The 25,962-nt window shown below is 45.6% G+C and carries 19 protein-coding genes; 11 read left to right on the forward strand and 8 right to left on the reverse strand.

All coding sequences use genetic code 11. From position 1 onward, the window contains the following. Positions 1–66: 66 nt before the first annotated feature. Both ACO0KZ_RS06415 and ACO0KZ_RS06420 read left to right on the forward strand, forming a co-directional pair. Positions 67–2,211 carry a methyl-accepting chemotaxis protein gene (locus ACO0KZ_RS06415; protein WP_422994848.1) on the forward strand — a complete coding sequence of 715 codons (2,145 nt, stop codon included), beginning with the start codon at positions 67–69 and terminating at the stop codon, positions 2,209–2,211. A 91-nt stretch (positions 2,212–2,302) separates the two neighbouring features. After that, positions 2,303–9,043 (forward strand): Hpt domain-containing protein, encoded by a 6,741-nt coding sequence (locus ACO0KZ_RS06420; protein WP_422993927.1) that lies wholly within the window; start codon positions 2,303–2,305, stop codon positions 9,041–9,043. Between the two features lie 51 nt (positions 9,044–9,094). On the opposite strand, the gene ACO0KZ_RS06425 is transcribed toward ACO0KZ_RS06420, so the two are convergent. Next, positions 9,095–10,570: a cryptochrome/photolyase family protein gene (locus ACO0KZ_RS06425; RefSeq protein WP_422993929.1), complete on the reverse strand. Its 1,476-nt coding sequence runs from the start codon at positions 10,568–10,570 to the stop codon at positions 9,095–9,097. Between the two features lie 246 nt (positions 10,571–10,816). Here ACO0KZ_RS06425 and ACO0KZ_RS06430 point away from each other — a divergent pair, with 246 nt between their 5' ends. The 5 genes from ACO0KZ_RS06430 to ACO0KZ_RS06450 all read left to right on the forward strand — a co-directional run bounded on the left by ACO0KZ_RS06430 (position 10,817) and on the right by ACO0KZ_RS06450 (position 15,200). Next, a complete protein-coding gene (locus tag ACO0KZ_RS06430) occupies positions 10,817–11,431 on the forward strand; it encodes a YqgE/AlgH family protein (protein ID WP_422994849.1) in 615 nt (204 codons plus the stop codon). Continuing rightward, positions 11,431–11,847, forward strand: coding sequence for a Holliday junction resolvase RuvX (gene ruvX, locus ACO0KZ_RS06435; protein ID WP_422993931.1), 417 nt, complete (start codon positions 11,431–11,433; stop codon positions 11,845–11,847). Before ACO0KZ_RS06430 ends, ruvX begins: the two co-directional genes overlap by 1 nt. 127 nt (positions 11,848–11,974) lie before the next feature. Then, complete coding sequence (locus ACO0KZ_RS06440; RefSeq protein WP_422994850.1) at positions 11,975–12,940, forward strand: aspartate carbamoyltransferase catalytic subunit; 966 nt, start codon at positions 11,975–11,977, stop codon at positions 12,938–12,940. A 153-nt stretch (positions 12,941–13,093) separates the two neighbouring features. Beyond that, entirely contained in the window at positions 13,094–14,380 is a 1,287-nt protein-coding gene (locus ACO0KZ_RS06445; protein WP_422993933.1) for a dihydroorotase, read from the forward strand. Positions 14,381–14,456: 76 nt separating this feature from the next. Then, entirely contained in the window at positions 14,457–15,200 is a 744-nt protein-coding gene (locus ACO0KZ_RS06450) for a lysophospholipid acyltransferase family protein (RefSeq protein WP_422993935.1), read from the forward strand. Between the two features lie 15 nt (positions 15,201–15,215). Here the strand turns inward: ACO0KZ_RS06450 and ACO0KZ_RS06455 are convergent, their stop codons facing one another. The 6 genes from ACO0KZ_RS06455 to ACO0KZ_RS06480 form a co-directional block, all read right to left on the reverse strand. Beyond that, positions 15,216–16,139 (reverse strand): hypothetical protein, encoded by a 924-nt coding sequence (locus tag ACO0KZ_RS06455; protein ID WP_422993937.1) that lies wholly within the window; start codon positions 16,137–16,139, stop codon positions 15,216–15,218. A gap of 131 nt (positions 16,140–16,270) precedes the next feature. Next, a complete protein-coding gene (locus ACO0KZ_RS06460; RefSeq protein WP_422993939.1) occupies positions 16,271–17,101 on the reverse strand; it encodes a symmetrical bis(5'-nucleosyl)-tetraphosphatase in 831 nt (276 codons plus the stop codon). Between the two features lies 1 nt (position 17,102). Further along, positions 17,103–18,209, reverse strand: a complete 1,107-nt coding sequence (hemH, locus tag ACO0KZ_RS06465) for a ferrochelatase (RefSeq protein WP_422993941.1) — start codon at positions 18,207–18,209, stop codon at positions 17,103–17,105. Between the two features lie 62 nt (positions 18,210–18,271). After that, the gene (recN, locus tag ACO0KZ_RS06470; protein WP_422993943.1) at positions 18,272–19,918 is read right to left on the reverse strand and encodes a DNA repair protein RecN; all 1,647 of its coding nucleotides are present in this window, start codon (positions 19,916–19,918) and stop codon (positions 18,272–18,274) included. A 143-nt stretch (positions 19,919–20,061) separates the two neighbouring features. Then, a complete protein-coding gene (locus tag ACO0KZ_RS06475; protein ID WP_422993945.1) occupies positions 20,062–20,955 on the reverse strand; it encodes an NAD kinase in 894 nt (297 codons plus the stop codon). 163 nt (positions 20,956–21,118) lie between these two features. Continuing rightward, positions 21,119–21,622: a GNAT family N-acetyltransferase gene (locus ACO0KZ_RS06480; protein ID WP_422993947.1), complete on the reverse strand. Its 504-nt coding sequence runs from the start codon at positions 21,620–21,622 to the stop codon at positions 21,119–21,121. Positions 21,623–21,753: 131 nt separating this feature from the next. On the opposite strand from ACO0KZ_RS06480, the gene ACO0KZ_RS06485 reads away from it, so the two are divergent. The 4 genes from ACO0KZ_RS06485 (at position 21,754) to ACO0KZ_RS06500 (ending at position 25,354) form a co-directional block, all read left to right on the forward strand. After that, positions 21,754–22,974 (forward strand): FAD-dependent oxidoreductase, encoded by a 1,221-nt coding sequence (locus tag ACO0KZ_RS06485; RefSeq protein WP_422993949.1) that lies wholly within the window; start codon positions 21,754–21,756, stop codon positions 22,972–22,974. A 30-nt stretch (positions 22,975–23,004) separates the two neighbouring features. After that, positions 23,005–23,703 (forward strand): HAD family hydrolase, encoded by a 699-nt coding sequence (locus tag ACO0KZ_RS06490; RefSeq protein WP_422993951.1) that lies wholly within the window; start codon positions 23,005–23,007, stop codon positions 23,701–23,703. 68 nt (positions 23,704–23,771) lie between these two features. After that, entirely contained in the window at positions 23,772–24,803 is a 1,032-nt protein-coding gene (gene hrcA / locus ACO0KZ_RS06495; RefSeq protein WP_422993953.1) for a heat-inducible transcriptional repressor HrcA, read from the forward strand. A 128-nt stretch (positions 24,804–24,931) separates the two neighbouring features. Continuing rightward, a complete protein-coding gene (locus tag ACO0KZ_RS06500; protein WP_422993955.1) occupies positions 24,932–25,354 on the forward strand; it encodes a response regulator in 423 nt (140 codons plus the stop codon). 83 nt (positions 25,355–25,437) lie between these two features. On the opposite strand, the gene fur is transcribed toward ACO0KZ_RS06500, so the two are convergent. Continuing rightward, positions 25,438–25,866 (reverse strand): ferric iron uptake transcriptional regulator, encoded by a 429-nt coding sequence (fur, locus tag ACO0KZ_RS06505; RefSeq protein ID WP_422993957.1) that lies wholly within the window; start codon positions 25,864–25,866, stop codon positions 25,438–25,440. Between the last annotated feature and the right edge of the window lie 96 nt (positions 25,867–25,962).

Genomic DNA, 25,962 nt, shown 5'->3' on the forward strand with positions numbered 1-25,962 from the left:
GTGAGTGATGATCCTATTGAATCATCGGCCTCTGCAAAAGACGATGTTCCGTTCGAAGATAGAACGATGGATCGAGTCGATGCAACTATTATTGGTAATGCGATTGATAGTGGTCGCGATATTCGCTTGCCTTTGATTGGGCATTTACCTCTGCAAAAACAGATTCGGTATTTATTGATTGCGATGTCCTTGTCTTTGGCATTGAGCGCGGTTTTTGTTTGGTTAAATGCGAGTCAATCAGCTTTGATTTCAACGCAAGCGCAGATTTCAGGCGAGATTTTGATGCACTCGCAGCGCATTGGTAAGGCGGCGCCTAATGCGATTTACGGCAAACCAGCAGCGTTTTCCCAATTAGATGATAGTCAAAAAGCGATTAACTCCAATTTGAATGTATTGATTAACGGCGGTGATTACAAAGGTCGTACTATTTCCAAACCGAGTACGGCACTTGAGCCAGTGTTAAATGCGACGAAGCGTGCTTGGGCGAACTCCAATAATGCTGCATCGGTGGTTTTGAAAACCAAAAAAGAATTGGCTGGTTTTCGCGATGATCTAGAAAACATGAACTTGTTATCGCCAACTCTTGCTAGTTTGTCGGATGAAATTTCAACTCAAAAAGTGCAAAGTGGCGCGTCTGCGCAAGCGATTTTTGCCTCTGGTCAATTAGTTATGTTGACTCAACGTTTGGCTCGAAGCGCATCTGAATTCATGACGCCGGAAGGCATTAATCCAGAAAAAGCGTTCTTGCTCGGTAAAGATGCAAATACGTTTTTTGAATTGGTTGAAGGCTTCTTGAACGGCAGCGAAATTAATAAATTGGCCGCGACGAAAGAACCTGCAACTCGCGCAAAGCTAGCCGAATTGCAAAAAACTTTCGTTGAATACAAAAAGCACGTTGACAATATTTTGATCAAGAATAATGACTTTATTGAGGCGAAAAAATCAGAACAGTTGATCTTTAGTGAAAACGAGGATTTGAAGCAAAAAATTTCTGCACTGGAAAAAACATATACTGCTCAACAAGATTCTACCAATCTGTCTTTCTGGTTCTTGATTTTGACGGCGGTTTTGGCTTTGATTTCTGCGACAGGTATTGCGATCGTGTTGTTGCAAGACAGTCGTAATCGTACTAAAGAGGCGAATCAGCGTCGTCTCGAGGCTGATGCGCAAATGCAATTGGCGCAAAAACAAGAGGAACAAGCGAATGCAGTTAATGAACAAAATCAGGCTGCGATTTTGCGCTTAATGAATGAGTTGCAAGAAGTGGCGGATGGTGACTTGACTGTTCAGGCAACGGTTTCTGAAGACATTACTGGAGCGATTGCCGACTCTGTTAATTACACGGTGGAAGAGTTGCGTGGTCTGGTAGGACGCGTTACGAATACTGCGGTACAGGTTACTTCTGCTTCCTCACAAGCGCAGACGATTTCCGATGAATTGTTGGAAGCGTCCCATCAACAGGCACGTGAGATCGTGGATGCTGGTAAAGCAATTACCACGATGGCAAATGATATTACTGAAGTTTCCCGATCTGCGAATGAATCAGCAGAGGTTGCACGTCAGTCGGTTGCGGCGGCGGAGCAAGGTGCGTTAGCGGTGGAAAACACGATCAAGGGCATGAACGAGATTCGTGAGCAAATCCAAGAAACTTCAAAGCGTATTAAACGTCTCGGTGAGTCTTCACAGGAGATTGGTGAGATCACCGAATTGATTTCCGATATTACCGAACAGACCAACGTCTTGGCGTTGAATGCGGCGATTCAGGCGGCGTCGGCGGGTGAAGCAGGTCGAGGCTTCTCAGTTGTTGCGGAAGAGGTTCAGCGTCTAGCGGAACGTTCAGCTGAAGCGACGAAACAGATTGGTGCCTTGGTTCGTACGATTCAAACGGACACCCATGATGCGGTTGCCGCGATGGAAAAATCAACACAGGGTGTGGTTGAAGGAGCAAAACTGTCTGATGCGGCGGGTACTGCGTTGTCAGAAATTCGTAGCGTTTCTAACCGCCTCGCGGAGTTGATTCAAGGTATTTCACTCTCTACTGAGCAACAGGCAACATCAGCGAATGGCGTTGCACAAAATATTGAACACATTTTGACGATTACTGAAAAAACGCAAAACGGTACGCAACAAACCTCCATCTCCATTAAAGACTTGTCTAAGTTAGCGGAAGAATTGAAAAATTCCGTGTCTCGATTCCGGGTTACTGCTTGATATTAGACAGCAGCTTAGGTTTATTTAGCTTGATTGTGTTTGCAGCGCGAGAAACCAAGTTTCTCGCTCATAGAGTTTGCGGGGTTTAAGAATGACATCAGGTTCTTCTAAATCATCAGATTTGGGACAAGAGCAATTTGATATTGCTCCTTTGTCTTGGGTGATGACGGAGTTGCGAGAAGCACTCTCCAATGCAGGTAAATTATTAGTTTCTGCTATTGGCCAAGATGCCGATGGTCAGGCAACATCATTATTGCAAGCCAAAACTTATTTACATCAGGCACATGGTGCATTGCAAATTGTCGAGATCGAAGGCGTAGCAATCGTTACCGAAACGGTTGAAGAAATAATTGAAAAAATACAGGCTGGTAAGTTAGAACATTCACAGGACGTCGCAGACAAAGTAACTGAGGCGTTTTATGCAGTCTTGCGTTATCTGGAAGATTTGTTGGCGGGAAATCCTCAGCAACCTGTAAGACTTTATCCCGAGTATCGTGCTTTATTGGAGTTGAAGGGCGCGGAACGCATTCATCCTGCGGACCTGTTTTTTCCGTCTTTGTCAGTTCAGGAGAAAATTCCCGAGTTGACGCTATCAACACAAGTTGTTGCGATAAATTACGGCGCTATTCGTTTGCGTTTTGAAAAATTATTGTTGACTCTGTTGACCAGTAAAAACGCCCAAGCTAAGCAAGACTCATCAGCTCAAATGAGTGTATTGATTCACGAAATTGAACAAGCGCAGACGACATCCCAAACCAAAGCATTTTGGCTTGTTATGCGCGCATTCGCGGAATCAACTGCGCAAGTAGAAGCAAAAGATGAGCGACATATTAAGCAAATCTGGGGACGCATTAATTTGCAGATCAGGCGCTTGGTTGAGGGGAATACAAGTGTTCCTGAACGGTTGTTGCGTGATGCCTTGTTTTTTATTGCACAAGTTAAAGAACCCTCTGCGTTTGTATCCCAAATTCGAAAAGCCTACCAATTAAATGATCACGTGCCACTTGATTATGATCAGAAACGCTATGGTTTGATCGCGCCTCATGTATTGTCATCGGCTAAAGAGCTGCTTGGTAATATTAAGAACTTGTGGGGGCGAATTTCTAACGGTGATGCTGGCTTATCCGATAAATTCTTCCAGAAAATGAAAGATCTCGCAGACTTAGGTTCTGGATTGCATTCGCCTCCGTTAGCTAAATTGTTGCGTGAATTAAACGGCATTGCCAGTCATGCTGTTCGTGCACAAGATCAGGAACGTATGGGCTTGGAGTTGGCCACCTGTCTGTTGTTTTTAGAAAACGCATTTGAACAAATTACTCATTTACCTACCAACTTTGCAGTACGTGCAGACGAAATTTCAGCCCGATTGTTGTCCGTGGTTGGTGGTGACTCGCCTGGAAACCAAGCAAGTTGGATAGGCGAGATTTCTCGAGAGGCGCAACAACGTCAAACGATGGCTGCTTTGGTCGGTGAGATGCAAGGTAGTTTGAAATATGCAGAAAAAGCGCTTGATGAACACTTCCGCGATGTATCTAATTTGGCTATTTTAAGTCCCGTTGACGGTACTCTGGCGCAAATTGGCGGTGCGTTAGCGATTCTTGATCAAGACGACGCTTTGGCAGCGGTTAATCATACCCGTGAGTTAGTTAAACAGTGCATAAGTGCCGATGAATTAGCAGGCGTTGATATTCCAACGCTACATCAAAAAGTCGCACAAAATATTGGCGCACTTTCATTCTTTATCGAAACGCTGCAGAGCCAACCCGAGTTTGCTAAGAAACGCTTTGTATTTGACGAGCAGGAAGGCGTTTTTCATTCAAAGCTTTTGGAAAAAGCACCGGAAAAAGAATTATTGCCATCAGTTCCTTTGGAAACAAACTTGGCAATGGTGCCTGTTGCTACAGCAGAGCAAGATTTGCTTGAACAGCAAAAAGAGTCGGAGCGACTCTTAGCATCTTTAGTTGATACACCACAAAATTCTGAGTTGCAGGCGCAGCTAAAGGATTCGCTTGATCATGAGAGGTCTTTTGCGGCGTTGCTAGATGATAGTGAAGCAAGTGCTCGCGCCAAGACTGCTATTGATTTATTGGCACATACGGATTTCGCACATCCTGATGCCGCGTTGAACGAAATTGTTGCCGCGACCACACAAACTGATGCGGTACCTGAAATCCAATTGACGCAAGAATTGCCCGAGACTGAGGCGGAGATCGACGCTGAATTGTTGGAAATTTTCTTGATGGAAGCGGATGAAGTACTAGAAGCAGTGCGTGAAAATATCCCGCTATCTCGCCACGATAGTGCCAACCAAGAGTATTTAATACGCTTACGTCGGTCCTTCCACACCTTGAAAGGCAGTGGACGGATGGTCGGTTTGAATGTGTTTGGTGAAGGTGCGTGGAACATTGAACAAGTAATGAACTTATGGCTGTCCGATTCCCGTGCAGGTACGGAGGCCTTATACGCATTGTTGGAATATGCTGCCGCTGAAATGTTTGATTGGGTGGAAGAACTTAAAAATTTAGGGACTTCAGCTCGAAATTCAGATGCAATCATAGCGGCGGCTGCTCGCGTGAAAGAAGGATTGCCATTTAGTATTGAGCTGCAAGAATCTGCGCAACTCATTGCTCCGGAATCTGTGGTCATGGATTCGAAGGATATGACTCTGGCGTTGGCGTCTGTTGAGATCAAGCCAAGCATGCTTGAAGTTGATTCAGACAAAGTAGTCGCGCCGATATTGGATGAAGCAGCGGAGGCAGCTGGAATCGCTGGTTTGAGTTTGTCAGATAACTTGGCGCCAGAACTGAGTGATGAAGTAGTTCTCGATATAGAACACGAAGCATTAAATGAGGTAGTGATCGAAACTGTGGTTGAAGACGCTACCGAGCTTGCGTTAGAGACACCTGTAGTGACGCAATTTGATACCTCAACGGATACCGCTGTCGAACCTAAACTTGAGGCAGCAATTTTCGGCGATATTACTTTTGATGAAGAAACCACGGCTAGTAACGCTGATGCTGTCATTGAACATGACAGTTTGGTCGCATCTAGCGTTGAAGAAAACTTGGTTGCAGTAGACTTTGTAGAGCCAGAGTTACCGATGATATCGGATGTCTTGAGCGACCTAATGGTTGATGCAAGTGAATTAACTGCGGTGCCGGTGGATCATCATGCAGATGAAATTACGGTGGACGACGCACCATTACTCGGTACTGAAGCTGAGCAGACCCCAGCAATAGGGCTATCAGTCGCGCAGCCAACCGCGCAGATTATAGATTTCCCTGATTTCTCCATGCCGTCTTCGAAAGAAAACGACAACACCAAACGTATTGGTGAGATTGAAATTAGCCTGCCTTTGCATACAATTTATATGGCGGAGACGGATGAAATAGTTCGTTTCTTAGCACAAGATTTTTCTGAGTGGCGTCATGAATCAGCTCGACCAGTTTCGCGCCACGCGGTGCATGCCGCACATTCCTTAGCAGGTAGTTCTGCGACGGTTGGATTGTTTGCAGTGCAAGAAATAGCACATAACTTAGAGAATGTATTGCAGCGATTAGAGCGACATCCGGTTAATTTGAAGGCGTCTGAATTTGATACTTTGGATCATACCGTTGAATGCGTGAAGTCGATGTTGCAAAGATTTGCCCTGTCAGAAATGGCAGACCGCGCTCCTTTGGAAAATCAAAAACTCAGTCAATTACTTGAATCGGTCATTGATCGTTCGAATGTGGGTGACGATGAAGAGTTTATTACTTCTACCAACGAGCGTTTAGATGCTGTGATGTTGGATGGAGTGCCAGCAGCAGCTGATATTTCAAGTAGCATCGATGAAGCGATTATCGCTGCTTCAGTTGAAGATGAGTTGCATGAAGATGCTTTGCCTGAAACGGAGGCTAACTTAAATCTTGGCTCAAACGTGGTTGGCACTGACGTTTCTTTACCGGATGCGATTGATGTGAGTTTGGTCGAATCGCAATTGCCAGAGCTTCAGAATGTTCTAGTTGAACCAGCTCATGTTGACACAGACGAATTCTTGCCTGAATCAATCAATTTGCTTGATACTGCAGCGGTAGTTGAGTCAAACCCAGAACCAGTTGAGCTTGTAGTTCCAGTTCCAGAATTTGTTGAGGCTGTAGAGTTGACTGTTGCTGACGAGCCTGAGATTCAATTCTCTGAAACTGTAAGTAAAGTTGATGCGGGTAGTAGCGTTGCATTCTCTGGACTCGAGGCAACCGAACCTGCGCCTTCATCAGCGCCAGCCTTAGAAACAGCAAATCAGGCTGGCCTTGATCGCACATCAACAGACATAGAATTAAAAGTTCGAGATGAAATTGACCACGACTTGCTTCCAGTGTTTCTGGAAGAGGGGAATGATCTGTTGCCGATGATAGGTCAATTGCTACAGTCTTGGCAGCAAAGTCCAGAAGACGACGCTATTCCTCAGTCAATATTGCGTTTGATGCACACCGTAAAAGGTAGTGCCCGTATGGCTGGTGCAATGCAGTTGGGTCAGCATACGCATGACATGGAAACTCGCATCGAAAACTTGATGCACACTGGCAGTACAATCCGTCAACCGTTATTGGAAGATCTGATTGCGCGTCAAGATTATGCTATGCATCTGTTTGAACGTTTGCAAAACCCAGATTTAGCGGCGTTGACCTTAGAAACTGCTCCGCTCGCGGAGTTGACTGTAGCGCAGGAAATCAATCAATTTCAAGATGCTTTGCAGTCAGGTTTTGTGCCTGAACCTGAGGTGGCAACAGCCGAAGAACCCGTCGTTGAAGAGGTGCCATATTCTGCTGAGTCAAACCTAGCGGTAGCAGAATCAGCTTTGGGCCTAGATAAACCAGTTGAGACGTCTAATACTGCAGTCGCTAAGCCAGTCAAAATTTCAACTGCACCTCGTCAGTTAGCACCGCAAACGGCGATGTCTGCAGCTTCTGCGCCTGTGCCTTTGGTGCGGGTACGTGCGGATATTTTGGATCGCTTGGTGAATCAGGCTGGTGAAGTTTCGATTGCCCGTTCTAAACTGGAAAATGAAGTTGATACGTTGAAGGCTTCGTTATCAGAGTTGACTGAAAACGTGAGCCGTTTGCGTGACCAGTTACGTGAAGTAGAGATTCAAGCTGAGACACAAATTACATCGCGTATGGCATTTTCGGGTGATCGTGAATTCGATCCTTTAGAGTTTGACCGATTTACTCGACTGCAAGAATTGACTCGCATGATGGCCGAGAGCGTCAGCGACGTTGCAACCGTACAAACTACCTTAAGCCGAACTATTGAAGGCGCGACCACAGATTTGAACGTACAAGCGCGTTTAACACGTGAATTGCAACAGGATTTGATGCGTGTGCGTATGATTCCGTTCTCCAGCGTTTCCGAGCGTCTATATCGAATTGCGCGCCAAACTGCAAAAGAAGTTGATAAACGTGTCAACCTCGATATTCGCGGTACGTCGGTTGAGATTGACCGTAGCGTTTTGGAAAAAATGGTCGCGCCGTTCGAACATATGTTACGTAACGCGATCGTGCATGGTATCGAAGCGCGTCAAGATCGCGTTGGTCGTGGTAAGAGTGAGGTTGGTGAATTATTGATCGAGATTCGTCAAGAGGGTAATGAAGTTGTTATTCACTTTACTGACGATGGACAAGGTTTGAACATTAATCGGATCCGTGAGAAGGCAAAAACAGTCGGCTTGTTGACGGATGAAAATTTTATTAATGAGTCCGAAGTCGTCAATTTGATTTTCGAACCAGGATTTTCTACTGCCAGTGAAGTGACTGAGTTAGCGGGTCGTGGCGTTGGTATGGACGTTGTGCGCTCTGAAGCCGCATCACTTGGTGGGCGTGTATCAGTTACCTCGGTTGAAGGTCAGGGAGCGCATTTTACGATTCACTTGCCTTTGACTTTGGCGGTAACACAAGTCGTAATTTTGAATGCAGGTGGCAAGACTTTTGCTGTGCCTTCAGTATTAGTGGAGCAGGTCCAACAGTTGAAATCGGCAGCCTTGGCAAATGCATACAATGATGGTTTTATCATGTGGCAAGGTAATCGTGTATCTTTGCATTACTTGCCGAGTATGTTAGGCGAGCGTGAAGCAACACCTGATACGCAGCAATACACGCCGATTTTGATTATGAAGAGCGATAATGAACGTGTTGCGATTCATGTGGATCAGATTATTGGTAATCGCGAGGTTGTTGTCAAAAACGTCGGTCCGCAACTGGCGCGTATGATCGGTATTGCAGGTGCTACGGTACTTGGTTCAGGTAACATCGTATTGATTCTGAATCCAGTACCGCTGGCACAGAAACTGGAACACGAACGAGCCAAGCTTCCAGAAACCGTAGTTGATAGCCAAGACCTCGGTGCTGTCGCGGAGATGGTAGAAAAAGCTTCGGTACCAACGCAAGTTGCACCAGTACAAGGCTTGCGCTCTCATCACATCGTGATGGTGGTGGATGACTCATTAACTGTGCGTCGTGTTACACAACGTTTGTTGGTGCGTGAAGGCTATCAGGTGGTGTTGGCGAAAGACGGTATTGATGCTTTGGAGCAGTTGCAGTCGATTACACCAGACGTGATGTTGGTGGATATTGAAATGCCTCGCATGGATGGATTTGATTTGACGCGTAACGTGCGCAGTGACTCGAGAACCACGCATATTCCTATCATCATGATTACATCTCGTACCGCGGATAAACATCGTAACTATGCGGCAGAGCTTGGCGTTAATGAGTACTTCGGTAAACCTTATCGTGAAGATGATTTGTTAGCGGCAATTAGTGGTTTTGTGAACCAGCAAACTGAAGTCATTTCATAAGATATTGCAGTTGATTAAAGAAAACGCCTCGAAATTTTTCGAGGCGTTTTTTTATTCTGCGACGACTTTCTTGACGACGCTATATCGTTCCAATGTCTTTTTGCGCGCAACATCATGTTCAACAACGGGTAGCGGGTAGTCAATCCCCAATCTCAGATTTGCTGCCTTTAATTCAATTTGTCCGAGGGTCCAAGGTGCGTGAATTTGTCGCGAATTCAAAGCAGACAATTGCGGTAAGTAGCGACGAATAAATTTTCCATCGGCATCGAATTTTTCGGACTGTGTAATCGGATTAAATATACGGAAGTAAGGTTGTGCGTCGCAGCCAGTTGAGGCCGCCCACTGCCAGCCACCATTATTGGCGGATAAGTCGAAATCATTGAGATGTAAAGCAAAATAAGCTTCACCCCAGCGCCAGTCTATGCCCAAATCTTTCACTAAAAAACTGGCCACGACCATACGTAGGCGATTGTGCATATAGCCTGTTTGGTTCAATTGCAGCATCGCTGCATCGACTAGAGGATAGCCGGTTTTGCCGTCACACCAGGCTCGGAATAATAGTTGTGCCTGTTCGCCACTTTCCCACTGTATCGCATCGTATTCTGGCTTGAAAGAGCGATTAATGACGCGTGGATGGTGATGCAAAATCATGAAATAAAAATCACGCCAGATTAACTCGGATAACCAAACATTTGCACCTTGTAAATCACCCGCTGTTCGTATATTGCGTATCGCTTGACTAACCAAGTAACGTATCGACACCGTACCAAAGCGCAAATGTACCGATAGATAGGAGGGGCCTTTTATCGCAGGGAAGTCACGAGTGTTGCCGTATTGATCCATCCGAGATAGAAAATCTTCTAGTAATTTTGATCCTGCAGACATGCCGCCTTGCAGTTTTAGCTCGTCCTCGTTGAGTTCTTCGAAACCCATTTCCGCCAAGCTTGGTAGAGACTTATCAGTATATTTGGCCAAATGTTGTGCATATTTCTCTATAGGATAGGCTCTAAAGTAAAAATCGGCACCGCCTTCTGTTTCGCTAGCTATCTTTTTTAACCAAGCATTCTTGTATGGCGTGAATACAGAAAAAGGCTTCGCCGCCAGACTCAATACTTCGTCAACCTCAAAAATAACTTGATCTTTAGTCGAAACGAAGGCGCAGTTAAAACTGTTTAGGGCAAGTTGGATGGCCTGATCACGTTCTTTTGCTAACGGCTCATAGTCCCGATTGACAAATACCGCATCAACCTCCAATTGCGCTGTTAAGGCAGGAATCTCTTGTTGTGGATTGCCGTAACGGATGATCAAACTACCCCCTAGTTTTTCTATTTCCTGACGTAATTCGACGACGCTTTGATGAATGAATTGAACGCGACGGTCACGCTTGGGTAGGTGTTGCAAAATACTGTGATCGAACACAAAAACACAATAACAAGCAGATGACTGCTTTAAGGCTTGATATAGTGCCGCATGGTCAAAACTGCGTAAATCGCGGCGAAACCAGACTAGACTTTTGGAGTAGGTCATTTTGTTTTGTGAAAAAGATAATGTGGTGGAGGCGTTTGGCTAATGTTGCAGCTCGTAATCGAAAGAACGGCGTTAGCCAGCGCGGATTGCTTGTTCGCGGAACCATAGCACAGATCAAAAAAACTGGGCTAAAACTGGTAAAATATAAGGATGAAGAAGCAAAAAACACTATATTCCCCTGTCGATGACTTTGAGGAAGAGGAAATCGAACTTGTCGGTTATGATTTTTCTGACACTCTAGAATCTATGATCAAGCTTAAAGTCGGTACTAGCAAAGATGAGGCTGCGGCGCAGTCACTCGATTTAAGCAATCATTTTTTGATCGCGATGCCAACGATGACTGATCCTGTTTTTGGCGGCACGCTGATTTATATCTGCGAACATAATGCACGTGGTGCCATGGGCATGGTACTCAATCGACCCACCGATATGACTGTCGCTGATTTGTTTGAACGTATTGATCTGCAGCTTGAAATTATTCCAAATTCACATCCCATGGGACAAAATCCCGTGTTATTTGGTGGTCCGGTTCAAAGTGATCGGGGCTTCATTTTGCATGCTCCGGCTGGTCAATATTCGTCCACCTTAAGAGTTACGGATGAAGTCAGTTTTACCACTTCACGTGATATTTTGGAATCTTTAGCAGCAGGTGAGGCGCCACAGCGTTTGTTACTCAGTATTGGCTATGCCGGCTGGGGAGCGGGTCAGCTTGAGCAAGAAATTTTAGCTAATGGTTGGTTGACGGTTCCCGCTGATTTGGGTGTGATGTTTGATCTCCCAATCGAAGAACGTTTCGATGCTGCGATGAAGTTATTGGGTTTTGATCCATTAATGTTGGCCTCTGTGGCAGGACATGCTTAATGAGCCTCATGCAGGTTGGTGAATCATCTCAACTGAGTGGTTGTATCTTGGCATTTGATTTTGGCTTAAAACGTATTGGTGTCGCCGTTGGAAATACTATGCTCAAACAGGCGCAGGCGCTAAATATTATTAGTGCTGCCAGCAACGACGCAAAATTTGAGGCGATTGCCAAGTTAGTCCAAGATTGGCAACCAGTATTATGCGTCGTTGGTTTACCTATGCATCCCGACGGTGCCGCGCACGAAATGACGGTCCGTTGTCAACGATTTGCAAATCAATTGCACGGGCGTTATGGCGTAAAAATAGCATTAGTCGATGAGCGCTACACCTCAGCTATGTTTAAAGCAAAGCAAGGCGAGCACATCGATGACCAAGCCGCAGCTTTGATACTGCAGCAGTATTTTGATCAAACTTAAACGCATCCAAGTAGCTGGCAAAATAGGCTGGCAGTTAGAAAAGTTGGTAGTAAGTTTTTTTTGATATAGATATGGCGCCAGATCGCGTTGATGAGATTTGGATTGTCCAACCAAAGAATGAGCAATGATGAAAAATCCACAGCTAAATAAAAACGGCGAACTTCAACATTTGTTAGCGATTGATGGCCTGCCAAAATCCATCATGAAACATATCCTTGATACGGCTTCTTCTTTCGTCAGTATCGGTGAACGCGAATTAAAAAAAGTCCCCTTAATGCACGGTAAGAGTGTATTTAATTTGTTTTTTGAGAATTCGACGCGCACACGTACGACCTTTGAGATTGCCGCAAAACGTCTGTCAGCCGATGTAATTAATCTGAATATCGCGGCGTCCAGCGCCAGTAAAGGAGAATCTTTACTTGATACGATAGATAATTTGGCTGCCATGCACGCGGATATGTTTGTAGTGCGCCATGCGACCTCGGGCGCACCATTCTTGATCGCTCAGCATTTGAATGATACGAAACAACATCATGTACATGTGGTGAATGCAGGTGACGGTCGACATGAACACCCGACTCAAGGCTTGTTGGATATGTACACGATACGTCATTACAAAAAAGATTTTAGTAATCTGACTGTCGCTATTGTCGGTGATGTTTTACATAGCCGAGTAGCACGTTCTGATATTCACGCTTTGACTACTTTGGGTGCCGCTGAAGTGCGTGTGATTGGCCCTCGAACTTTGTTACCTGGTGGCTTGGAGCAAATGGGTGTGCGAGTCTTTACTAATATGAACGAAGGCCTGCGCGGCGTAGACGTCGTGATTATGTTGCGCTTGCAAAACGAACGCATGAGTGGCGCTTTGTTGCCATCAACACAGGAATATTTTAAGCAATATGGTTTAACGCCAGAGCGTCTCGCCTTGGCCAAATCTGATGCGATAGTGATGCATCCCGGGCCTATGAATCGCGGAGTCGAAATTGATTCAGCAGTCGCCGATGGTCCGCAGGCTGTGATTCTGCCGCAGGTGACTTTTGGTATTGCTGTGCGTATGGCGGTGATGAGTATAGTCTCAGGTAGCAGTGTGTGAGCAGCTAGATTCAAAACAATTTAACCGCAGGGGTATCTGCGCGGCCTAAAAAAACGATGCGTGCTTTGCGGTTCAATACCTTGAAATGATCTTAACGCCTGCCTTGATGTAACAAATATCAACTAGATGAAAGTATTTTTTGAGAGAAGCAATATGAATCTTCATATTAAAAATGGACGTGTGATTGATCCGGCAAATGGCTTGGATGACGTTAGAGATATTTACATTAGTGAAGGTAAAATTGCGGGTGTTGGAATACAGCCAAATGGTTTTGTCGCGCATAACACGATAGATGCTAGTGGCTTAGTGGTGGCGCCTGGCTTGGTCGATTTGAGCGCACGTTTACGCGAACCTGGCTTTGAATATAAAGCGACTTTGGAATCTGAATTGCAAGCCGCCATGCGTGGTGGTGTGACTAGCTTGGTTTGCCCGCCGGACACAGATCCCGTGTTAGATGAAGCTGGCTTGGTTGAGATGCTCAAACAAAGAGCCAAGATGCAGCATAAGGCCAATGTTTATCCGCTTGGTGCTCTGACTATCGGCCTTAAAGGACAAAATTTAACAGAAATGGCGGCCTTAACCGAAGCAGGTTGTGTTGGTTTTTCGCAGGCGGAAGAAGCAATTGTGGATACCAATGTATTGCAACGTGCCTTGTCTTATGCTGCGACTTTTTCTTACACGGTATGGTTGCGTCCTCAAGATGCTTTTATTGGTAAAGGCGGTGTCGCGCACAGTGGCCCTTTAGCATCCCGCCTAGGTTTGTCGGGCGTACCCGTGATGGCAGAAACGATCGCTATGCATACCTTGTTTGAATTAATGCGCGCTACAGGCGCTCGTGTGCATTTGTGCCGTATTTCTTCTGCCGCGGGTTTGGAATTGATACGTCAGGCTAAGAAAGAAGGTTTAGCTTTGACCTGCGACGTTGGCATTCATCATGTGCATTTGACAGACGCCGATATTGGTTACTTTGATTCGAACGCACGTTTGACGCCACCACTGCGCAGCCAACGGGATAGAGATGCAATTTTAGCGGCGTTGGCAGATGGGACTATTGACGCGATTTGCTCTGATCACACGCCAGTTGACGATGACGAAAAAGCTCTGCCGTTTGCAGAAGCTTCGTCCGGTGCCACGGGTTTGGAATTGTTATTGTCACTCGTAGTGAAATGGGTCGACGATAGTCGTGGTGCTATTAGCCTGAGTCAGGCACTGGCAAAAATTACCCATCAGCCAGCCGCTCTAGTTGATTTGCCGTGCGGTCAAATTGCCGTTGGTTCGACCGCCGATCTTTGTGTGTTTGACCCAAGCGCACGTTGGACGGTACGAGCGGACGCCCTAGTAAGTCAAGGTAAGCACACACCGTTTATCGGCTATGAGTTGCCCGGCATGGTGAAAGCGACTGTTGTACATGGACGTGTTGCCTATAATTCTCTCCAGTGACTTCCCGAACCTGCTGGTGAATTAGTATCAGCAGCATTTTTCATTTTCTCTAAAAATTATTTATATCCGGTGATGCATGCCTAAACTGCGTTTGCTTCGTGTCTTCATGCATATCTTTGCGGGTGTGCTTACCTGCGCCCTTATTTTTCCTTTTATTGCGGCGAGCAAGCGCGAAGCCCTGGTTCGCCGATGGTCGTTTCAATTGCTTACGCTGTGTAAAGTGCGGGTGCAATTCAAAGATCAGAGTGGCGGTCAAATTGCTGATCATGCTTTGATTATCGCCAATCATGTTTCGTGGCTGGACATCTTCGTCATCAATTCTTGGAATGCATGTCACTTTGTCGCAAAATCAGATATTCGTAGCTGGCCGATTGCGGGCTGGTTGAGCGCGCAGGCAGGTACCATTTTTTTGGCACGTGGTAAGCAACGCGAAGTACGCCGCATCTATGAAGGCCTGGTACACCAGTTAAGAGACAATAAACGTATCGCTTTTTTTCCTGAGGGCACGACGGGGGCTCAGGGTGGCATTTTGCCATTTCATCCAAACCTATTTGAGGCCGCGATTGAAGCTAAAGTTCCCGTGTTGCCGTTTGCAGTGCGTTACATCGATGCAGAAGGTAGGCTCCATCCTGCTGCTGATTTCATCGGAGAAATGACTTTTGCAGAGAGCATGAAGCTGATTTTGCAGTCAGATGGAATTATTGCTGAATTGATCCAGTTGCCAAGTATTTCTACTGAGGGCGCGCATCGTCGAGAAGTAGCGAATCATGCAAGGGAAGTGGTAGCGCGTGGATTGGGTGTGAGCCCTGATAGTCTTTGATGGAGTCAGTAAGGACTACGTTTTAAGACTATTGATTACTTGAATTAATTTTTCTGGTGCATCGATATAAAGTCTGAGTGTTCTTACATTTGAGCGTATTGATCCAAGTTCTTCAAACCAAGCATTGGCGTCATTGCTGATTTCTTCCTTTAGATTCAAAATAAGATTTGGCTTGTCAAAGGGCGTTACATTCATGCTTGATACATCGGTATTGAACATTGGCGCATATTTTTCATTAAGAATAATTGCACTGTCAATGTGAGATAGCGGAACGTTTGCTCGGGCACGTACTCCCAGTCGGAGTTGCAGTACTCGGTTCTCGATTTGATGCACACCATCACCTAAAAGACGTTTATCTCCAACTAAGCTGGTAATCGTCAGCAGAGTTGCGGTAATCGAGATAGCATGGATAATCGCCATCGTCATTGCACTCATATCATTCATACGCAGTAAAAACTGCGAAAATGGAATGTCAGCCAGACACGCGACAATCGCAATGGCAAGTAAAGATGTATACATGCCATTTTTTAAGTATGTGAACTTTACCGCATGATTCGATTTGTCTAGAGGTGATGTCATAAGTGGCTTACGAAAACACGCGATTTGTATCTTCAGGGCGGTATGAAACCAGCCACGAAATTCGGTTGGAATAAGCTCAATCGCTGCTTTCCATAGTATTCCGTCGGCATGGTAGCTGCGTTTTACCCGACCCCAATTGGCTGGGGTTTCCATCCATTCTTTAAGGCAGCAAGCTGTGAGGAAAGACACGAGGAGAAAATTTCTAAGTTGAAGTCCGGTATTGCGTTCGAAAACAAGTGCGCAAGTGAGTATGCTTAAAACCAATCCAAAGCTCAAAATTTTCAGGTAAGGGCCCCAGCGTAAGGCAGATATTGTTGAGAGTAAATTTTGTGCGAAAAAACTTGGTGTGATGGATTGCATCGTCAATGCCGCTTTCAAATGGCGTCCGACGCTTACTGGTGCAGATTTCGAAGGCTATCGTCGACCGCATGTGGAACAAACTAAGCGTAGTTTAACATGTTCGTTTTTGAAATGCAGGGCTCGATTTGAATTCAAAACGGCGATTGATGTTGTGGACTTTGGACTTGTATGATCATACGATCTGTTAAGCGCACGGCAGTTAATTTTCCGCCCCACACGCAGCCAGTATCGAGGCTAATTAAGTTTTCACGTAACACCAAACCTAGAGTTGACCAGTGCCCAAAGATGAGGGTGCAGTTTTGTGTTTGGCGTGTTGGTAAATCGAACCAGGGTATGAGATGTTCTGGCGCTTCTGCCGCACCTTCTTTGAGATCGAAATCCATCGTCCCATCTGGGTGACAAAAACGCATGCGGGTGAGTGCGTTGATAATGCAGCGGGTGCGATCGTCACCTTGCAAGTTGTCTTGCCAAATGGAGGGGGCGTTGCCATACATATGACGAATCGAATCTGCATAATCATCGCGGCGTAATTGAGTTTCAATTTCACCTGCGAGTGACATCGTTTGCGTTGTGTTCCATGCGGCGAAAACACCAGCGTGAATTAGAAGGTGACGACCGTCCTCAATGGCGATCGCCATTGGACGGTGACGTAACCAGTTAAGTAGTTCGTCTCTTTCAGGTGCTTGCAGAACGCAGTTAAGTGTATCGCTGCGTTGCGGTGTGCGGATCCCATTGGCAACAGCTAAAAGGTGGAGATCATGATTACCTAAAACAGAATCCGCTCTTTCTCCAAGATCTTTCACAAGTCGTAAAGTTTCTAGGGATTTTGGGCCACGGTTTACCAAATCACCCGCAAATAGTATTCGTGCATTAGGATCAATCGCGTCGATCTTAGCGAGTAACTCAACAAGTTGATCGTAGCAACCCTGAACATCCCCAATGACGAACGTATTTTGTGACATCTTAAATTTCTGCACCTAAACGTTTTGCTTCACTGCGGCTGATTAAGGCAGCTTGCTTTTCTTGTTCACGCATACTGGCAGTGACCATAGTCGGCCAGCCTATCAAATGCTGTTCGCTGATTTCGGCTAACGCACGCAGCCCATCGGGCGACTCATTTAGACAAGGAATGTAGTTGAAAGTCTGACCGCCAGCGGTCAGGAAAGCTTGTCGTACTTCCATCGAAATTTCTTCCAAGGTTTCTAAACAGTCCGCCAAAAATCCCGGGCATACAACATCAATACGTTTCACGCCTTGTTTCGCCAAGGCTTGTACCGTTGGCTCAGTATAGGGTTGCAGCCATTCTGCACGACCTAATCGCGATTGGAATGTGACAATGTAATCTTCTTTGCTTAAGCCCAATTGTTCAGCCAGTAAGCGTGCGGTTTTGTAGCATTCGCAGTGATAGGCATCGCCGCGTAGCAAAAAAGCTTTTGGCAAACCATGGAAACTCATCACCAGTTTTTCTGGCTTGCCTTGGGTTTCCCACGATTTCAAAATCGAATTTTTGAGTGCTTGAATGTAGGCCGGATGGTCGTGATAGTTTTTGATGAAGCGTAGTTCAGGAATATTGCGTGTTTGTTGATAGTATTGAGTGACCGCATCAAAATTTGATGCGGTCGTTGTCGCAGAGTATTGCGGATAGGCCGGCAAAATCAAAATACGATCATAACCATCAACTTTCAGTTGCGCCAAAACTTCTGGGATGGATGGCGAGCCGTAACGCATGGCAAATGTCACATGAACCTCGTGACCACGTTCGCCTAAGTAGCCTTTTAGCAGCATAGCTTGCTTGCGGGTGTGAACCAATAAAGGTGAGCCATCGTTACTCCAAATCGAAGCATATTTTTCCGCGGATTTTTTAGAACGGAAAGGGAGGATGATCAGGTTTAAAATGAGCCACCAGATTGCACGAGGAATTTCTACGACCCGATGATCCCATAAAAATTGCTTCAGATAGCGCCTCACCGCACTCGGTGTCGGTGCATCGGGTGTGCCCAGATTAATCAAAACCATGGCTGTTTTGCGTAATTTTCCATGCGAGTAATCGGGTTCTTTTAAGAATGCCATTTTATTTTTTCCTTACTTCAATGTTGTGAGCGCATTGTTGATAGTTGATGCGCATTTTAGCTTTATAGTGCCAGCAGCTCTCTAGCGTGTTTTCTTGTGGTCGCAGTTATTTCTAATCCACCTAACATGCGCGCAATTTCTTCTACGCGTTGCTTGCTATCGAGTGCGGCGATTTGTGAATAAGTCTTGCCAGCTTTTTGCGTTTTGCTGACTTCAAAATGTTGATTTCCTTGGCTTGCCACTTGCGGTAAATGTGTGACGCACAGTACTTGTCGATCTTGTCCTAAACGTTTTAATAGGCGCCCGACGACTTCGGCAACACCGCCGCCGATGCCACTATCGACCTCATCAAATATCAAGGTCGGTGTCGCCGTCGCGCAGGATGTGATCACTGAAATCGCCAAAGAAATACGCGCTAACTCACCACCTGATGCGACCTTGGCGAGTGGGCGTACTTGAACACCCGCATGGCCTGCCACCATAAACTCGATTTGTTCTAAGCCTGTTGCGCTTGGCTCGCAGGCGGGCAACTCGATCGTAAATCGTCCACCCGACATACTCAGATCTTGCATGGCTGTGGTGACAGCACTTCCTAAGTCTTGTGCGACGACTTGACGTTGCGCGCTGAGTTTTTTTGCTAACTGCAAATAGTTTTCTTGTGCTTGTTCTTCTTGTTTTTTGAGTGATTCAATATCTGATGCGCCGGACAATTGTTGTAACTGTGAATTTAAATGTTCTAATTCATCGATCAAATTATCAGGTTCAACGTGGAAGCGGCGCGCGGTACTATGCAGACTTTCCACTCGCGCTTCGACTTCCCGCAATCGAGCGGGGTCGAGCTCTACGCGTCCGAGATAATCATTCAATGCATATGAACATTCTTGTAAATTAATTCGCGCAGAATCGAGTGATTCAATGACTGGTTTGAGTTTGCTATCGAATTCCTCTAGCTTACTTAGCCTTTGTAAAAGTCCAGATACCTGCGATAACAGAGGATGATCAGATTCTGCGATAGTATCTGCCGCTTCTTGCGCACCTTCTAACAAGCTGGCGGCATGGGCAAGGCGATTATGTTCTTGGTTGATTGCCTCCCATTCGCCTTTTTTTAGTCTCAGCTTATTCAGCTCGCCGACTTGCCATTCTAAGCGCTCACGTTCTTGCAGAATATTTTTTGCGTTTTGTTCAAATTCTTCACGTTGTTTTGCGATATTGCGCCATTGCTTGTATAAACGAGCAACTTCAGCTGTATCGGCCTGTAAGCCACCTTGCATATCGAGTAGATTGCGTTGTGCATCGCTTTTCAGCAGTGTTTGGTGCGCATGTTGTCCGTGAATATCGACTAACAACTCGCCGAGTTCCCGTAGTTGTGTTGCGCTTGCAGTGATGCCGTTGACATAGGCTTTAGAGCGACCGGCATTGTCGATGACTCGGCGTACGATGAGTTGTCCGTCTTCGCTGGTAAAGTCTTTATCGGTAAGCCACGCCGTCGTTTCTGCATTGCAGGAGAATTCAGCCGAGATGTCGGCCTTTTGCGCACCTTCTCGGACCATGCTGGCATCGCCGCGCCCGCCCAAAGTTAAGGCCAAGGCATCAATCAATATTGATTTGCCGGCACCAGTTTCACCAGTGAAGACTGTAAAGCCAGCGGAGAATTCTAGTTCTATCGTATCGACGATAACAAAATCACGAATAGCAAGCGTGCGCAGCATAGGTTTTGATCTGAGAAGTAAAATCGATGAAGTAGGTGTAATGATAAAAGCTTTAGCTCAAGGCGGGCTTATTTTACCTCAGTGCAGGCTGTATGGTTGTGAAAAGCACTGTATTAATTCACAGGTCTTTGTGGGTCAGGCGCTTAGTTGAGTGCACCTTCGACTGAAGGATACTCATTCCAGTGTAATTTTTCACGCAAGGTATGGTAATAGTTCCAGTCTTCGGGGTGCAGAAAGGTGATGTGGTGGGTAGAGCGGCTGATAACGATTTTGTCTCTGTGATTCAAGTTGGCAAACGATTGCATATCAAAATTCACACTGGCTTCGCGCCCAGCGACGATTTCTACGCTAATGACACTCGTCTCTGGTAAAACGATAGGGCGATTTGATAAAGCGTGCGGCGCGATCGGCACCATGGCGATGCCGCCTAAGCTCGGATGCAAGAGTGGTCCGCCAGCCGATAAGGCGTAAGCTGTGGAGCCTGTTGGGGTTGAAACAATGAGTCCGTCCGAACGTTGGTTGTACATAAAATGTGCATCAACCTCGACCCGCAATTCAATCATGCCTGAACCAGCGCCACGCGATAAGACAATGTCATTGAAAGCGACACCGCTAAATATTTGCTCACCGTCGCGGACCACAATCGCTTCTAACATACAGCGCTGTTCCGCAACGTGTTTACCATCTAAAATTTTGGCAACAGCGGGTATCATTTGATCGCGTGGAATATCGGTAATGAAACCGAGTCGGCCTTGGTTAATGCCAATCAAGGGGACGTCATAAGGAGCGAGCTGTCTGGCGATACCGAGCATCGTGCCATCGCCACCTAAGACAATCGCGACATCGGCATTTCGACCGATATCAGCGACGGACACTGCAGGATATTCGTTCAAGGCTAAATTTTGCGCAGAATCCGTATCAAACAGTATGGAGTGTCCTGCTTCGGCTAAAAAATCTGCTAATTCATTCAACGACTCACCCATGCCTAATGCATTGTATTTACCAATCAAGGCGACGGTTTTTGCAGTCGATGTCATAGGAAATCTGTCAGATTTTGGAGAAGGCTTTAGATTACACTATTCCTAGAGAATTGGATGACTCTGCTACAGCTATGCTTCTACTTTGTTGTAGTGGAGAGTATTTTTGTTGGAATGCGCAATATTTTTTGGGATCTTCTAGTCATTATCGCAGTGCTATCTGTTATTTGATCGCTTTTTGTAGATCGAGAAAATAGTAGTATTCTGAATTTCTCTTGTAAGCAAGTGACTCATACAAAGATTGTCCCTTAGTATTGTCATGCGCGGTTTCCAGAAATAGACCTTTGGCCTTGGTATCGATAGCAAATTGACGGGCACGATTCATGAGTAGTCGGGCGACACCAGTGCGTCGGGCAGTCTCACTCACAAATAAATCATTCAGAATCCACTGACGCATGGCAGATACAGAAGAAAAACTCGGATATAGCTGGACAAAACCTAGGCTTTGATCGTCCTTGTCAATCGCAAAAAAAATGATGGACTCTTGTTTTTGTAAGCGTTCGGATAAAAATTTTGTCGCTAAATCGATATCGCTGGTTTGCTGATAGAACACGCGGTAAGCGTCAAATAATGGCGCAATCAAATGAACATCTTTTAGGTTTGCTTGTTGAATACGTATAGTCATTGCCAGTCCTTCCTTGATCTCTTTTGCCAGGTTCTTGGTCATTCGGCGTCTATTATAAATCGGTATCAAATCCAAACCGGAAGCTCGTTGTGTTTCGCTTTAAAGTAGCTTTAACTAATTTCTACGTATAATTTAATGTCTGACAGATAAGCGCCAATTAAAATAAATCAACTATGACCTATATCGTTATTGCAGGTGCAGGAATAGCTGGACTGGCTTCGGCTATTTTATTAACTCGTCAGGGACATCAGGTCGAAGTATTTGAGCAAGTCGCCGATCCCACACCAGTGGGTGCTGGTTTGTTGTTGCAGCCCAGCGGACAGGCGATGTTGCAAAGCTTGGGATTACTGGACGCAGTAAAAGCAAAGGCTGCCGTAGTACATAGTCTGGAAGGCTATACCGGTAGTTGGAAAACGCTGGATCTGCATTATCAGTTTGCGCATGAAGACTGGTATGGCTTGGGTATTCATAGAGCCAATTTGCATCAAATATTGTGGCAATGTGCGCTGGATTTGGGGGTAGCTATACATTTGGGAAATGGCATTAGCGCATTTTCTCAAGATGCACAGCGCGTTCAAGCTCAGCATCAACAAGGAAGCTTGCAAGTTGACGGCCTTGTTATCGCTAATGGTGCGCGATCACTATTGCGCGATCAACTCTGCATTACGCAAACTCACAGACCGTATCCCTGGGGCGCATATTGGGCCGTGTTGGACAAAGAGGATTGGCCATTTCCGCATATTCTATTGCAACGTTATCGTGGTGCGCAAATCATGCTGGGCATTTTACCGACCGGGATCAATCCTGCCACAAATAGGACATGCTATTCCTTGTTTTGGAGTTTACCGAAAGCCGAATTTGCAGAGTATCGACAGGCGGGCATGCCAGGCCTGATCGAACGAATACGGAGGGTGTGGCCGGAAGTGGCGGAATGGTTAGCACATGCTCCTGAGGCGACTATTGCTATTGCCGAATACGCAGATGTCCGACTGGCGTCTTATCATCAAGGTCGTGTCGTTGTGCTAGGTGATGCAGCTCATGCGATGAGTCCACAATTGGGACAGGGCGCAAATATGGCATTGATTGATGCTACGATTTTGGCGCAGTGCCTGGCAAATTCTGGTGCGAAGTTTGATGGAGAGTTGAATTCCAATTCTGTTACGGCTGCTTTTGCTGAATATTCTCAAAGGCGTAGCAAACATATTGCCTATTACCAAACGGTGAGCCGGATCATGACGCCTTTGTATCAATCCAATTATGCGATTGGTTGGTTGCGTGATTTGGGGACTGTCGCAGGGCGCCATGTACCAGCGGTGTATCATCAATATTTATTGACGTTGTGTGGTGCTAAACAAGGCTTTCTTGATATGCGTGGTGTCATAGCGCGCTTGTGACCTATTTTCCTTTAATTGACCCCAAAAACGATGACCATTAAAGCATTGATATTTGATCTCGACGACACCTTGTGGCCTGTTGTTCCTGTGATTAAGCTTGCGGAAACAACTCTGCATGCATGGATTGCAACCCAATTACCTTCCGTCGTTGAGCAATATTCAATTGACGCTTTGCGTGAGCGGAGGCAGGCTTTAGTCCCCACGAATTCCCGTTTTAGTTACGATCTTTGGGCTTTACGCCACACCTTGCTTCAACAGGTATTTAGCGAGCATGGCGCGCATCCCAGTTTGGCAGATGAGGCGATGCAGGTTTTTGCCCAAGCGCGAAATCGAGTGACTTTTTTTGATGATGTTATCCCTGCACTCAAAGTGTTCAAAAAAAATTATGTTTTGGGATCAATCTCTAACGGTTTTGCCGATATTGCTGCAGTGGGGCTAGACCAGCATTTTTCTGTATCGCTGGCTGCACATCAATTTGGTTGTGCCAAGCCAGACGCCAAAATTTTTCGTGCCATGATTGAGCACTTGAAATTGAGTCCGAATGAGCTCATGTATATTGGAGATGATCTGCGTCTGGATGTGCTTGGCGCTCAAAACGTCGGCATGCTCGCAACCTGGGTTAATCGATATGGGCGATCGCTAGCCGATATTGAGTCTGACATCAAACCTGACTTAATCGTAAAAGACTTACAAGAATTGTTGCATGAACTTGAATTAAACAATAAGTAATTTAAATAGTGAGCGTTGATTTGCGCAAAAACGATGCGTTTCTGCTTCAGCTAGCCTAAAATAAAACTATGCAACTCGATAATCGCGCTCAAACCTTATTAAAAGCCCTGGTGGAACGGTATATTGCCGATGGCCAGCCTGTCGGCTCACGTGAACTTTCAAAGATATCTGGTCTGGAACTCTCGCCAGCGACAATACGAAACGTCATGTCAGATTTGGAAGAGATGGGTTTTGTCACGAGTCCACATACGTCTTCGGGACGGATTCCAACGCCACGTGGTTATCGTGTCTTCGTTGATCAATTATTGACGGTGCAAGATATCGATGAATCGGTATTGGAAACGGCATTAGGTGCGCGTTTGCAGTCATCAATTATGACGGGTTCGCCACAAAAAATAATTGCGAACGCTGCCCAAGTTTTGTCTTCGCTGTCGCAATTTGCGGGCGTCGTGATGACCGCGAAACAAGAGTCGATTTTTAAGCAAGTCGAGTTCTTGCGTTTATCAGAAAAACGTATTTTGTTGGTTGTGGTGGCACCTAACGACGAAGTGCATAATCGCCTCCTGCTCACTGATGTGGATTACACGCCGCCGCAATTAATTCAGGCAGCGAACTATTTGAATCAGCATTTTGCTGGACAAAGTTTTGATCAAGCTAGATTGAGCATCAACCATGAATTGCGTGCCTTGCAAGGTGATATGAATCGCCTGATGCAAGCCGCATTAGAGGCGGGTAGTCAGGCAATGGCCGATAATGTAGATGATATGGTAATCTCAGGTGAACGTAATTTGCTTAATGTCAGTGATTTGTCATCGAATATGACTTCCTTGAGACGCTTGTTTGATTTATTTGAGCAAAAGAGTGGTTTAATGCAGCTATTGGATGTGTCAAGCAATGCATCTGGTGTACGCATCTTTATTGGTGGTGATTCACAATTAGTCCCAATGGAAGAGATGAGTATTGTAACTGCACCGTATGAAGTGAATGGACGTATCGTTGGCACTTTGGGTGTTATAGGACCAACTCGAATGGCCTATGAACGTGTAATTCCTATTGTTGATATAACTGCGAAGCTCTTGTCGAACGCATTGAATCATTAAATAAGCGGAAAATAGAACCAGATAGACTTAGAATTGCGTGGCAAACAATCTTTAAAAAAAGTAACTTAATTGGTAATTTACTTGTTAACTTAAATCCACTTTATAAACTTCTAATTTGCGTATTCAAAATGGCAGACAATAAAGATATCTCAGTATTGATAGTTGACGATAATGATATGACGCGCGAAACTTTACGTGTCATCTTACGTCATGATGGCTATAGCGTTGTAGGTGAGGCGCTGGATGGTGATAGCGCATTGGAGATGGCAACCCGCTTACATCCCGATATCATTTTGCTAGATGTGGTGATGCCGAAAGTAAATGGAGTAGAGGCCTTAAAAAGTATACGCATGGTGATGCAAGATGTTTTTGTCCTGATGGTGACTGCAAGTACTGATCAGGCAACGATATCCGAAGTAGTTAAGAGTGGTATTAGTGGCTATATTATTAAACCGTTTAATGCAAAGAAGGTATTAGATACGGTGCAAATGGTTGCCCTTAAGGTGCGCGCGGCACGCAGTGCTAAACTAGGTGGTGCTGCTAGTACTTAGATTGATTTTAGTCAAAAGAGCAAGCCGAGTTGGCTTACTTTTTTGTTGATCTCATGTTTTCTGCCATTCCCTGCTAAAAGTGATCATTTTCTGTTTGCGCAATTTACTTTCGTGCAATTCCCATATAGCGCCAATGAATGCTCAGCAATAGAAAAGCCGCGCTCTTCTGCCACCGCATGCTGACGCTTTTCAATTTGCTCGTCAAAGAATTCCTCTACTCGACCACAGTCTAAACAAACTAAATGATCGTGGTGTGAGCCTTCGTTTAGTTCAAAGATCGCTTTGCCAGACTCAAAATGATTGCGATTCAATAAGCCAGCTTGTTCAAATTGGGTTAAAACACGATAGACCGTGGCTAGGCCTACGTCCATGTTTTCTGTCAACAGGATCTTGTAAACATCTTCAGCTGTTAGGTGACGTACCGAGCTGTTTTGGAAGATTTCCAAGATTTTCAGACGTGGCAAAGTGGCTTTCAGTCCGCTGGATTTCAGGTCGGGCGTGTTATTTGTCATGTTTTCAGTCAAAAGAAGGCTAAGTGCTTTATGATATAGGGTTTTAGAGCTAGGTAGAAATTTCTGTTATCTTATCCGAAGTTTTCCCAGTTCGAC

It is taken from the genome of Undibacterium sp. Di24W, from assembly GCF_049340325.1.
In the GTDB taxonomy this organism is placed as follows: Bacteria; Pseudomonadota; Gammaproteobacteria; order Burkholderiales; family Burkholderiaceae_D; genus Undibacterium.